We start from the raw sequence: 11,277 nt of genomic DNA, 5'->3' as shown, positions 1-11,277 counted from the left end.
GAACCGTCGCGCGGCGCCGCAGGGCGCTGCCGCCGAAGCTGCCCGGCCTCCGTCTCGCGCGCCTTGCGCGCTTGGGCAGCGTGGCGTTGCTGGCGCTGCTCGCCGGCGGCGGCATCGGGCTGCGCACCGAAATCGTACGTTACGTCCCCGCCATGGCGGGCGTCTACGCGGCGCTGGGCATGCCGGTGAACGTCGTCGGGCTCGAATTCCGCGACGTGCGCACCCTGCTGTCGCTGCGTGGCGGTGCCGATGTGCTGCAGGTCGAGGCGCGCATCTACAGCGTCGCCCCGCGCCTCGTCGCCGTGCCCCCCGTGGAAGTGACGCTGCTCGATGCGCAGGGCGCCCCCCTCTACGCGTGGAGCCTCGCCCCCGACGCCCGCGACCTCGAACCGGGCGAGGCGGTGGATTTCGCCAGCCAGCTCATCGGCCCGCCCGCCGGCGCCGCGCGGCTGCGGCTGACCTTCGCGGGCGGAAACGCCCTCTCCGCAACCCCGATCGCTGCGGCGATCCAACGACCGGCATCATGATGGCAAGGATCCTGCTCGCTGAAGACGACGACAATGTGCGCGAATTCGTGTCGCGCGCGCTGCTGCATGCCGGCCACGAGGTGGTGCAGGCGGAGGACGGCGGCATCGCCAGCGAGATCGTCCTCGCCGAGCAAGGCCGCTTCGACCTGCTGCTCTCCGACATCAAGATGCCGGTGATGGACGGCATCGCGCTGGCGCTCAACGTCGCCGCCACCCACCCCGATCTCACCATCGTGCTGATGACCGGCTTTGCCGACCAGCGCGAGCGGGCGCACGGGCTCGACCAACTGATCTACGACGTCATCCCCAAGCCGTTCACGCTGGCGGCCCTGATGCAGAAGGTCGACGACGCCTTGGCCGGCCGGCCAGTCGAGATCGTCTCGCTGGCCCGGCAGGCGGGGGCGAGCTGAGGGACTTCGCCGCGCCCCGGCGGAACGCGCCGTTCGCCGGCGCGCCTAGCGCTTGCGCACGAACTCGGTGCGCAGGACAAGGCCCTTGATGGTCTCGTGCCGGCAGTCGATCTCTTCGGGATTGTCGGTCAGGCGGATCGAGCGGATGACGGTGCCCTGCTTCAGCGTCTGGCCGGCGCCCTTCACCTTGAGGTCCTTGATGAGGACCACGGCATCGCCGTCGGCGAGCAGGTTGCCGGCGGCATCGCGGATTTCGGGCAGCCGGGCCCGTTCGGCGGCAAGCTCGGCGGCGGGACGCCACTCGCCGGTGGCGTCGTCGTAGATGTAGTCGTCGTCGGTGCTCATGAGGCTCCTATGGCAGGGACGGCGCCACTTGCCAAGGGCGGGGTGGCAGCGTCGCCTGTGCCGGGTCGACTGGTGAGTTCGTTGACGGCGCTGTCGACCGATGCGAACATTCTAACGATACTTAACGAGTCGTGTGCCCGCCTTGGCAGATGCCGAGTGCAGCAACGGAGATTGGAATGGCGAAGAATACTGGAAGCAACTTCCGCCGCGGCGCCGTGACCGGGCGCACGCAGTTCCAGCAACCCAACGGCGATTGGCAGAAGCGCGACGAGCGCACCGGCCAGTTCATGGAACGCAAGCAGAGCCCCGGCCCGTTCAAGGGTGTGGCAAAGGAGCCCGACGGGCGGGATACGCGCAATTCCTGAACGGGCCTGCCTTTGGCGAGGACCCGTAGGCCGCCCCGCATGGCACACCGGCGCGCCCACGAGGCCTGCGGCACAGACGCTGCGAATGTGATATGAGGGTCGGCGGCGGCGAGCGCCGACAGCGGAGGTCTATCGTGGCCAGGAACACCGTTAGCGGCCGGGGCAAGACAGTGGCTACCGGGCCCACGCCGGCTCGGCGCGACAATGGCGAGCCGAGCGAGGGGCCGTTCAAGGGATTTGCCGAGGAACCGAACGCGTCCGGACCCAGGGTGGGCGCATCGGCGGTAGCCGGGTCTTCGACCGGGTATCTTGCGACGACGCGGCTCAAGAAGGCTGGCGGCTCGCTGGTGATGACGGTGCCGGCGGCGGCGCGAGACCTGCTGCGCCTCACCGAGGGGCAGGAGATGATGGTGTCGGTGGAGGGCGCAAAGGTGATCGTCGAGCCGATGCCGGCCCCGACCCCGGCCGTTCACGTCCGGCGTCCGAAATACACGCTGGAGGAACTCCTGGCCGATGCCGATCCGCAAGCGCCCCTGTCCGAAGAGGAACGGGCATGGCACGACACGCCGCCGGCTGGTCGTGAAACGTGGTGAAGCAAGACGTTCCCGCTCCGGGCGAGATCTGGTGGCTGAACATGTCGCCTTCGGCCGGGAGGGAACAAAGAGGGCCGCATCCCGCCCTGTGCCTCTCAGCATTCAAGTTCAACCGGGCGACGGGCCTCGCCTTCTTCGCGCCCATCACGACGGTAGGCAATGCCTCACGCGGGAGCGGGTTTGCCGTCTCCCTGACCGGAGCCGGGACCGAAACGACGGGCGTCGTCCAGGTGGACCAGGTACGCTCCTTCGATTGGCGGGACCGCGGCGGCAGACAAAGCAGGGACACCGTTCCTGCTGCCCTCCTTGCCGAGGTGCTGGAGCGTTTTGCGCCCGTCTTCGGGCTAGGTGTCCTCGCGCCCGACACGGAGCAAGAGCAAGCCCCGCCGCAAGCCAGGATCTAGCCTGGACTGTTCGGCCCTGGCCCCGCCCTGGCGTCTCACACCCAGTCCGGCACGCTGTCGAGCGCGATCAACTGCTCGATGCTGGGGCGCGCCCGGATGACGTGCCACTTGTCGCCGTCGACCAGCACCTCGGGCACCAGCGGCCGGGAATTGTAAGTCGAGGCCATGACCGCGCCATAGGCGCCGGCCGTCATCACCGCCAGCAGGTCGCCCTCGCGCACGCCTTCGATCTTGCGATCCCTGGCCAGATAGTCGCCGGTCTCGCAGACCGGCCCGACGATGTCGGCCCTGATCCCGGGCCGGTTGGACTGGACCACCGGCCGGATGTCGTGATGCGCCTCGTACAGCGTGGGGCGGATCAAGTCGTTCATCGCCGCGTCGACGATGACGAAGGTCTTTTCGCCCTCCTTCACATATTCCACCCGGGTCACCAGTATGCCGGCATTGCCGACGATCAGCCGGCCCGGCTCGATCACCAGCGATACGCCGAGCGGGGCCACGTGCCGCTTGACGACCTCGGCGTAGGCGCTCGGGTCGGGCGGGGCCGCCTCGTCATGATGGTAGGGGATGCCGAGGCCGCCGCCGACATCGACATGGGTGATCGCATGGCCGTCGGCACGCAGGTCGTTGACCAGCTGCGCGAGCAGCGAGAAGGCGTTCTCGAACGGCCGCATGTCGGTGATCTGGCTGCCGATATGCATGTCGACGCCGGTGGCCTTCACCCCCGGCAGCTCGGCGATGCGCTGGTAGACTTCGTGCGCCCGGGCGAAGGGGATGCCGAACTTGTCCCCCTTCCGGCCCGTCGAGATCTTGGCATGGGTGCCGGCGTCGACGTCGGGGTTCACGCGCACCGAAACCGGGGCCGGCTTGCCCATGGCGACGGCGACGTCGTTGAGCCGCTCGAGTTCGGGCTCGCTCTCGAGGTTGAAGCAGGAGATGCCGAGTTCGAGCCCGCGCCGCATCTCGGCGGCGGTCTTGCCGACGCCCGAGAAGACGATCTTTTCGGGCGGGATGCCGGCGGCCAAAGCGCGCTCGAGTTCGCCGCCCGAGACGACGTCGGCGCCCGCGCCCTCCCTGGCCAGCAGCGTCAGCACCGCCTGGTTGGAATTGGCCTTCATGGCGTAGGCCAGCAGCGTGGGCAGGCCGGCAAAGGCCTCGCGCATCACCCGCACGTGGCGCCTGAGCGTTGCCGCCGAATAGATGTAGAACGGGGTGCCGACCTCGTCCGCCAGCGTGCTGAGGTCGACGTCCTCGGCGAACATGCGGCCGTCGCGATAGTCGAAGTGATGCACTAGAGCCCCCCGGGATAAGCGGCCTCGATACGCTCTGCCACCAGTTCCTGCAAGCGCCACAGATTGCGGTCGCGGATGCCCAGTTCCTCGAGCTGGCTGACGGTCGCCAGCAGGTACTCGGCCATGCTGCCGCGAAAGCCGCAGGCGCGGGCGAGGATGTCGGCGAGTGCGGCGTGGCTGAGCCCGGCGATGTAGCGGCCGCTGTTGCGGTTCATGGCGAAGGTCAGCGCCCGCACCGGGCCGCCCTCCGTGCGCGTCTCGATCCAGCGCGGCGGAAAGGCCGTCGGCACCATGCTCATCTCGCGCCGGATCAGCTTGTGCAGTTCCTCTTCGAGCGTTGCCGAAGGCAGCCGGTAGGCGACCCCCTTGCATTGCCCGCCGCGGTCGAGCGCCAGCATCAGGCCCGGCTGCTCGGGGTTGCCGCGAAACCGGTAGTCCCAGCCGAGGCAGAAACGGCGGTGCCAGCCGCGCGCCAGCGCCACCCGCCGTTCGACGAAGGCCGTCTCGGGATTCCAGATCAGCGAGCCGTAGCCGAACAGCCAGAACGCATCGCCCGGCATCGTGGCCAGCAGCCTTTCCACCATGGCGGCGTAGTCGTCGTCGGTGGCGGGACGAATGCCCGGCAGCAGGATCGGTCCCGGATCCGGGAGCTGGCGATGCACCATCGCCACGTGCCCGGCAGTCAGACGCATCGCCCTGCGTGCCATTGCTGCCTCCGTCGGTCGGTCGCGGTTACTCCAGGCCGTCGCCGTGGCCGGACGGGCGGGCGACCTTGCGCGGTTCCGCCTTCTTGCCGGTCAGCGCTTCCCGCCAGAGCGCCGCCTGCGCACGCACGTTGTCGGGGGCGGTGCCGCCGTAGCTGGTCCGGCTGCGCACCGAGTTCTCGACGCCGAGCACGGCGTGGATGCGGCTGTCGATGCGCGCGTCGATGGCCTTGAAATCCTCGATGGTCAGGCTCTCGAGTCCGATGCCGCGCTGCTCGGCCAGGGCCACCACCCGGCCGGTGATGTGATGGGCCTCGCGGAACGGCACGTCGGCCACCCGCACCAGCCAGTCGGCGACGTCGGTGGCGGTCGAGAAGCCGGCGCTCGCCGCTTCGCGCATGCGCTCGCGGTTGACCGTCAGGTCGCCCACCATGCCGGTCATGGCGGCGAGCGACAGGCTGAGCGCGTCGAGCGCGTCGAAGGCCACTTCCTTGTCTTCCTGCATGTCCTTGGAATAGGCGAGCGGCAGCCCCTTCATCACCACCAGCAGCGAGGCGAGCGCGCCGAGGATGCGGCCGATCTTGGCGCGCACCAGCTCGGCGGCGTCGGGATTGCGCTTCTGCGGCATGATCGAGGAGCCGGTCGAGAACTTGTCCGACAGCCGGATGAAGCCGAACTGGGCCGAGCTCCAGATCACCAGTTCCTCGGCGAAGCGGGACAGGTGCACGGCGCAGATGGCGGCGGCGGCGAGCGTCTCGAGCACGAAGTCGCGGTCGGAGACGGCGTCGAGCGAATTGGCCGCCGGCCGGTCGAAACCGAGTTCGGCCGCGGTCATGTGCCGGTCGACGGGGAAGCTGGTGCCGGCGAGCGCCGCCGCGCCCAGCGGGCTTTCGTTGAGCCGGGCGCGGGCATCCTTGAGCCGGCCGGCGTCGCGCCCCAGCATTTCGACATAGGCCATGAGGTGGTGGCCCAGGCTCACCGGCTGGGCGCTCTGCAGATGCGTGAAGCCGGGCATGATGGTGTCCGCCTCCGCCTCGGCGCGCGTGACCAGCGCCAGCTGCAGCGCCTTGATCTGCGCGTCCAGCGTGTCGATGGCGTCGCGCACGTAGAGGCGGAAGTCGGTCGCCACCTGGTCGTTGCGCGAGCGCGCCGTGTGCAGCCGCCCGGCGGCGTCCCCGATCAGCTCCTTGAGCCGGCTCTCGACATTCATGTGAATGTCCTCGAGCGCGCGCGAGAACGTGAACGTGCCGTGTTCGATCTCGGCCCTGACCGCCTCTAGACCGGCGACGATGGCGTCCCTATCCTGCGCCGTCAGGATGCCGGTCGCGGCCAGCATCCGGGCGTGCGCGATTGACCCGGCGATGTCTTGCCGGTAGAGCCGGTGGTCGAACCCGATGGAGGCGTTGATCTCCTCCATGATGGCGTCGGGGCCGGAGGAAAACCGTCCGCCCCACATGCGATTGCTCATCCAGACCTCGTGGGATGCCTTATGACCGACCAAAAGCCCGTGCGCCCGGCAAGATTTGCCCCGCGGCGCGTGCTCGTGCTGGCCCTTCTCAGTGCGGCGATAGCTTTAGCCATTACCCTTTGGGTTAGCAACAACTGGGCGCCGCAGGCGGCCGAATGCGAGGCGCAGCCCGATGCCGGGCGGGCCATCGACGCGGCGGCCGTGGGCGAACTGGCGGCGCTCAACGGTACCGCCCAGGGGCGCGGCTACCGCGACATGGGCTTCAAGGACGCGCAGGGCCAGGAACTGTCCATCGCCGCCTTCGCCGGCAAGAAGCTGCTCGTCAATTTCTGGGCCAGCTGGTGCGTCCCCTGCCGCGAGGAAATGCCGGCGCTCGATGCCCTGGCGGCCAAGTACAACGGCAACGACTTCATGGTGCTGCCGGTCAATCTCGACCTCGGCGAGGGCGGCCTCGCCAAGGCGCAGGCCTTCCTCGACGCCGGCAAGTTCCAGCACCTGCCGCTCTATGCCGACAGTTCCTTTTCGGCCTTCGAGCGGCTGAAGCGCGAGGCGGTGGCGGTTGGGCTGCCGGCGACGCTGCTGCTCGACGAAGACGGGTGCGAGCTGGCCGTGCTGCAGGGCCCGGCCGCGTGGGACAGCCCCGACGGGCATCGGGTCATCGAGGCGCTGCTGGGGGTCTGAAGCCAGCCCCGGGGGGCTCAGGCGGTCTTGTCGACGTTGCCGCCCTGCCCGGGCGGCGGGGCGGGACGCGCCGTGTCCTCGAGGGTGCGCAGCAGGGCGAGGTCCATCTCGTGCGCCTTCTTGATCACCGCCACCTGCGCGGAGAACTGCGTCGCCGTCGCGCGGGCCATGGTCAGGGAAGTGGCGAGGTCGGTGTCCATGCCGCAAGCCTAGCCGCCGGCCGGTAAACGAATCCTGCCGCCGACGCTTCAATTTTGTCGCATAGTCTCGGCTCAGCGCCCGCCGAACAGCGCCACCTCGCGCCGCTTGAGCGGCGCTGCCAGCGCCGCCCCTGCCGCCACCCCGCCCAGATGCGCCCACCACGCCACCGATTGCTGCGAGCCGATCAGCACGTAGAACAGCTGGGTCGCGACCCACACCCCCAGCATCCACAGCGCCGGCACCGGCAGCGGGATGGGGACGACGATGCGGGCGAGGACGAAGACGCGGGCGTGCGGATAGAGCAGGACATAGGCGCCCATCACCCCGGCCACCGCGCCGGAGGCGCCGATCAGCGGACCGTTGCCGTCGAGATTGAGGGCGAGGTGCGCCAGCGCCGCCAGTACGGCGCAGGCGAAATAGAACAGCAGGAAGCGCGCGTGCCCCATGGCGTCCTCGATATTGTCGCCGAAGATCCACAGGAACAGCATGTTGGTGAGCAGATGCAGCCAGTCGGCGTGCAGGAAGGCGTAGGTCACGAGGTTGGCCCAGTCGGGCAGCCATGCCACCGGCTGGGCGACGACGCCGCGCACGACGATGGGGATCATGCCGTATTCGACCGCGAACCACTCGAAGGCGTCCGGCGTCAGCGTCAACTGGTACAGGAAGACGGCGACGTTCGCCGCCAGCAGCGCGTAGACGACATAGGGGAAGCGGACGTGCCGGATCGGGTTGCTGTCATGCAGCGGCAGGAACAATCGACACCCCTCCGGTACGGGCTCCAGGCCCGGCCTGGCACCGCCGTCGGCGCGGCGGCACCCTACTCCTGCGCGGCGTCCGCCGCCCCGAAGCGGCCCGGCTGCCACAGCACGTCGGTGGCGCCGTTATTGTTGGCCACCCGCGCCATCACGAACATCAGGTCCGACAGCCGGTTGAGATAGATCATCGTCAGCGGGCTGACGTCGGGCTCGCGCGCGATCAGTTCCACCACCAGCCGCTCGGCCCGGCGCACCACGGTACGGGCGACGTGCAGGGCGGCGCCGAGCGGGGTGCCTCCCGGCAAGACGAAGCTGCGCAGTTGCGGCATGCCCTCGTTATAGGCGTCGATCTGCGCCTCCACCCACTCCACCTGGCCGGGGACGACGCGCAACGACTCGACACCCTCGGGGTCCTTGCCGGGCGTGGCGAGGTCGGAGCCGACGTCGAACAGGTCGTTCTGCACGCGCGCCAGCACGCGGTCGAGCTTGGGCATGGCGCCGGTGTGCAGCCGGGCCATGCCGATGCAGGAATTGGCCTCGTCGATGGTGCCGTAGCAGCCGACGCGCAGGTCGTGCTTCATCCGCCGCGGCCCGCGCACGAGCCCGGTGGTGCCGTTGTCTCCGGTCTTGGTGTAGATCCTGTTGATCCTGATCATTGCAGTCCCAGTGTTGCGCCGGCGGCGGGACCGGCGGTCGCTTCCGTGCCCCTAGCTCCGCCCGAAGAAGAACAGCGCGGCCAGGATCGCGGCAACGGCGATGGCCTGGGCGATGACCCGGGCGCGCATCAGCATCTGGCTGCGGTTGCCGCTGCCGGCGCCGCCCTTGAACATGGTCCACAGGCCCATGAACAGGATGACGGTGACGGCGCCGAGCGCCACGATGGTGATGAGGGTGAGCGGAGTGAAGGTCATCGGCCGATCCTTGCGAGGTGGTTGGTGAGTCCCTCGCCGAGGCGGTCATAGATCGCACGAATGCGGCGGCTGGTGAATAGCTCGCGATGGGTGGCGAGCCAGACTTCGAGCGGGGGCACGGCGAAGCCGGGCAGCACCACCTGCATGCCGGGCGCCTCGCGCACCAGCCCGGCCTGCGCGAAGCCGATGCCGAGCCCGGCCTTGAGCAGTTCCCACATCGCCGTCTGGCTGTCGGTGCGCAGCACGAAATCGGAGCGCCTCAGCTCGAACCCCATGCGCCGGGCGGTGCCGATGATGAGGTCGGAACGGTCGAAGCCGACGAGGTCGTGGTGCAGCAGGTCGCCCGCCGCCTGCGGGGCGCCGCGGCGCGCGAGATAGCTCTCGTGGGCGCAGGCGACGATGGGAATTTCGCCCAGCTTGCGCGCGATCAGTTCGAGCTGGGTCGGCCGGAACATGCGCACGGCGATGTCGGCCTCGCGCAGCAGCAGGTTCTCGGCCGAATCCGAGGGCACCAGTTCGAGGGCGATGCCGGGAAGGCTGCGGCGCAGTTCGCCGAGCAGCGGCGGCAGCACGTAGTGACTCATCACCGTGCTGGCGGTGATGCGCACGCTCCCCGCCAGCGCGGCGCTCGAGCCCTCCGCCATGAGCGCCGCCTCGGACAGGGCCCGCTGCGCCCCGGCCACCGGCTCGAACAGCTTGAGCGCCGTATCGGTCGGCTTGAGCCCGGCGAGCGTGCGCTCGAACAGGGCGACGCCGAGCGCCGCCTCCAGCGCTTCGACGTGACGGCCCAGCGTCGGTTGGCTGAGGCCCAGCGCGCGCGCCGCCGCCGACAGCGAGCCGTGCTCGACCACGGCGGCGAAGCTGCGCCACAGCGACCAGTCGGGTTCGGCGGTGGTCAATGCGGGCAGGCCCTCCGTGCCGGGCGGAGGTCGGCGTAGCCATACATTTTCGTATATCCAGGCTTCAATTTCGTGATATTTCCATACGTATCTGTATGTCGCATCCTTGCCTGGTCAGCAAGGAGAAAGCACATGACACGTGGCAAGGTCACCATTCTGGGCAGCAACGGCCATATCGGCCATCGCGCCGCGAGGGCATTCGTCGCCGCCGGCTGGGACGTCACCGGCTTCGGCCGCGCCAACCGCGCTCCGGTCGCCGGCATGCACTTCGTTGCGGGCGATGCCGACAGCCTCGCCGATCTGCGCAGGGCGATCGGGGACAGCGAAATCGTCGTCAACGCCCTCAACCTGGCTTACGACAAGTGGGACAATGGGCGCCTCGAGGCGCTGATGGGCCGGGTGGTCGAGGCCATGGGCAGCGCCGGGCGCACGCTGCTGTTTCCCGGCAACATCTACAATTACGCCCCGGCCGAGCGCGTGCTCACCCCCGATACCGTGCCGCTTCCGCCGACGCCGCGCGGCGCCATCCGCCAGCGCGTCGAGAACATGCTGCGCGCCGCCGCGGGGCGCGGCGACATCCAGGCCGTCATCCTCAGGGCCGGGGATTTCTTCGGCCCCGACAGCTCCGGCGATTGGTTCGACCAGGTGCTGCTGCGCGAGGCCGGCAAGGGCAAGGTGGCGATTCCGGGTCGGCCCGGCATCGGCCACGCCTGGGCCTATCTGCCCGATCTGGCGCGGGCCTTCGAAAAGCTCGCCTGGCACCGCCGCGAACTCGCCGGCTTCGAGAATTTCCACTTCGCCGGCCATTTTCTCACCCCCGAGCAACTCGGCACCGCCGTCGCCGCCGCCGGCCCCGCCGGCCTCAGGGTCGGGCGCTTTCCCTGGCTGCTGATCACCCTCATGGGGCTGGTCAACCCGGTGATGCGCGAGGTCGGCAAGATGGGCTATCTGTGGGAGCACCCGATGGAGCTGCGCGATGCCCGCCTCGAGGCGATCCTCGGGCCGGATTTCGTCACCCCGCTCGATGTGGCCATGGCGGCGACGCTCGCCCCCTATTTCCCCACCGCCGCGCAGGCGGCGTGACCGAGGCGGGGCCCGGCGCAGTCGGGGCGGGTCGGGGCATTGCGCAGACAACCGCCCGGACGCCGCGCCGCGGCCGCAGTCGGGACTCCTCTCCCGCGCCTGGCGCGGGAGAGGGGGACCACACGCAGCGTGGTGGAGGGGGCGGCCAGAGGCACGAAACGCCGGCCGGCCTCGCGGCGCCACAGGTCGGTGCCGAGGAGCAGCGAATCGGGATCATTGTTGCCATCGCGGGCGCTGCCGCGCTCCCTCGACCGCCTGACGGCGATTCCCCCGCAACCCTCCCCGCAAGGGGGAGGGTGCCCTGCGGCGGCTGGGGCGAGAGCGTGCCACATCCACGCCTCGGGCTCTCCATCTTCGCCGGAGCCAGCAGTAACGCCCGCTTCACCCTCCCCCGCGCCAGCGCGGGGAGGGTCGGGGAGGGGGCGGCTCAGCCGGGCACGGTGACCGCGGCAGAGCACTCCCGCCTGCGGCACCCCGTGCTCCAGTGCCGGACGAAGTGATCTACCGTCTTCGGGTGTCAAGTTCGGGCGGGTTGTCCGGATGCGACGACGGCGTTGAGGATGACGATGAGCTTTCGCATGACGGCGGTCAGGATGAGCTTGTTGGGCTTTCCTCGCGCTTTTAGGTTCATGGCGAAGG

The 11,277-nt window shown here is 69.5% G+C and carries 16 protein-coding genes; 7 read left to right on the top strand and 9 right to left on the bottom strand.

What is annotated here, in order from left to right:
* Both VGD93_RS09285 and VGD93_RS09280 read left to right on the top strand, forming a co-directional pair.
* A partial coding sequence (locus VGD93_RS09285) for a DUF3426 domain-containing protein (RefSeq protein WP_395011369.1) occupies positions 1-527 on the top strand: 527 nt, incomplete at its 5' end.
* On the top strand, positions 527-937 hold the full coding sequence (locus VGD93_RS09280; protein WP_395011371.1) for a response regulator: 411 nt from the start codon (positions 527-529) through the stop codon (positions 935-937). The genes VGD93_RS09285 and VGD93_RS09280, both read left to right, overlap by 1 nt.
* A 45-nt stretch (positions 938-982) precedes the next feature.
* On the opposite strand, the gene VGD93_RS09275 is transcribed toward VGD93_RS09280, so the two are convergent.
* Positions 983-1,282, bottom strand: coding sequence for an alkylphosphonate utilization protein (locus VGD93_RS09275; protein ID WP_395011367.1), 300 nt, complete (start codon positions 1,280-1,282; stop codon positions 983-985).
* A gap of 176 nt (positions 1,283-1,458) precedes the next feature.
* On the opposite strand from VGD93_RS09275, the gene VGD93_RS09270 reads away from it, so the two are divergent.
* The 3 genes from VGD93_RS09270 (at position 1,459) to VGD93_RS09260 (ending at position 2,644) form a co-directional block, all read left to right on the top strand.
* Positions 1,459-1,647, top strand: coding sequence for a hypothetical protein (locus tag VGD93_RS09270; RefSeq protein WP_395011366.1), 189 nt, complete (start codon positions 1,459-1,461; stop codon positions 1,645-1,647).
* A 134-nt stretch (positions 1,648-1,781) separates the two neighbouring features.
* The gene (locus VGD93_RS09265; protein WP_395011364.1) at positions 1,782-2,240 is read left to right on the top strand and encodes a hypothetical protein; all 459 of its coding nucleotides are present in this window, start codon (positions 1,782-1,784) and stop codon (positions 2,238-2,240) included.
* Complete coding sequence (locus VGD93_RS09260) at positions 2,237-2,644, top strand: type II toxin-antitoxin system PemK/MazF family toxin (protein ID WP_395011362.1); 408 nt, start codon at positions 2,237-2,239, stop codon at positions 2,642-2,644. The genes VGD93_RS09265 and VGD93_RS09260 overlap by 4 nt, the downstream gene beginning before the upstream one ends.
* 35 nt (positions 2,645-2,679) lie before the next feature.
* On the opposite strand, the gene lysA is transcribed toward VGD93_RS09260, so the two are convergent.
* Genes lysA through argH form a run of 3 tightly spaced genes read right to left on the bottom strand, consistent with a single transcriptional unit; the run spans position 2,680 to position 6,108 of the window.
* A complete protein-coding gene (lysA, locus tag VGD93_RS09255; protein ID WP_395011360.1) occupies positions 2,680-3,936 on the bottom strand; it encodes a diaminopimelate decarboxylase in 1,257 nt (418 codons plus the stop codon).
* Positions 3,936-4,643, bottom strand: coding sequence for a gamma-glutamylcyclotransferase (locus tag VGD93_RS09250; protein ID WP_395011359.1), 708 nt, complete (start codon positions 4,641-4,643; stop codon positions 3,936-3,938). The genes lysA and VGD93_RS09250 overlap by 1 nt, the downstream gene beginning before the upstream one ends.
* Positions 4,644-4,668: 25 nt before the next feature.
* Positions 4,669-6,108 carry an argininosuccinate lyase gene (gene argH / locus VGD93_RS09245; protein WP_395011357.1) on the bottom strand — a complete coding sequence of 480 codons (1,440 nt, stop codon included), beginning with the start codon at positions 6,106-6,108 and terminating at the stop codon, positions 4,669-4,671.
* Between the two features lie 21 nt (positions 6,109-6,129).
* On the opposite strand from argH, the gene VGD93_RS09240 reads away from it, so the two are divergent.
* Positions 6,130-6,789 (top strand): TlpA family protein disulfide reductase, encoded by a 660-nt coding sequence (locus VGD93_RS09240; protein WP_395011356.1) that lies wholly within the window; start codon positions 6,130-6,132, stop codon positions 6,787-6,789.
* Between the two features lie 17 nt (positions 6,790-6,806).
* Here VGD93_RS09240 and VGD93_RS09235 read toward each other — a convergent pair whose 3' ends face one another.
* The 5 genes from VGD93_RS09235 to VGD93_RS09215 form a co-directional block, all read right to left on the bottom strand.
* Positions 6,807-6,989: a hypothetical protein gene (locus VGD93_RS09235; RefSeq protein ID WP_395011355.1), complete on the bottom strand. Its 183-nt coding sequence runs from the start codon at positions 6,987-6,989 to the stop codon at positions 6,807-6,809.
* A 72-nt stretch (positions 6,990-7,061) separates the two neighbouring features.
* The gene (locus tag VGD93_RS09230) at positions 7,062-7,745 is read right to left on the bottom strand and encodes a rhomboid family intramembrane serine protease (protein ID WP_395011353.1); all 684 of its coding nucleotides are present in this window, start codon (positions 7,743-7,745) and stop codon (positions 7,062-7,064) included.
* A 62-nt stretch (positions 7,746-7,807) separates the two neighbouring features.
* On the bottom strand, positions 7,808-8,401 hold the full coding sequence (locus VGD93_RS09225) for a cob(I)yrinic acid a,c-diamide adenosyltransferase (RefSeq protein ID WP_395011352.1): 594 nt from the start codon (positions 8,399-8,401) through the stop codon (positions 7,808-7,810).
* A 51-nt stretch (positions 8,402-8,452) separates the two neighbouring features.
* Complete coding sequence (locus VGD93_RS09220; RefSeq protein WP_395011350.1) at positions 8,453-8,656, bottom strand: twin transmembrane helix small protein; 204 nt, start codon at positions 8,654-8,656, stop codon at positions 8,453-8,455.
* Positions 8,653-9,555 carry a LysR family transcriptional regulator gene (locus tag VGD93_RS09215; protein WP_395011348.1) on the bottom strand — a complete coding sequence of 301 codons (903 nt, stop codon included), beginning with the start codon at positions 9,553-9,555 and terminating at the stop codon, positions 8,653-8,655. Before VGD93_RS09215 ends, VGD93_RS09220 begins: the two co-directional genes overlap by 4 nt.
* Positions 9,556-9,687: 132 nt before the next feature.
* Here VGD93_RS09215 and VGD93_RS09210 point away from each other — a divergent pair, with 132 nt between their 5' ends.
* Positions 9,688-10,638 carry an NAD-dependent epimerase/dehydratase family protein gene (locus VGD93_RS09210; protein WP_395011346.1) on the top strand — a complete coding sequence of 317 codons (951 nt, stop codon included), beginning with the start codon at positions 9,688-9,690 and terminating at the stop codon, positions 10,636-10,638.
* Positions 10,639-11,277 lie beyond the last annotated feature (639 nt).

The organism is Devosia sp. (assembly GCF_036406155.1).
In the GTDB taxonomy this organism is placed as follows: domain Bacteria; phylum Pseudomonadota; class Alphaproteobacteria; order Rhizobiales; family Devosiaceae; genus Devosia_A.
Note: the sequence above shows the minus strand (reverse complement) of the source record. Positions and strands in the feature narration are given on the sequence as shown.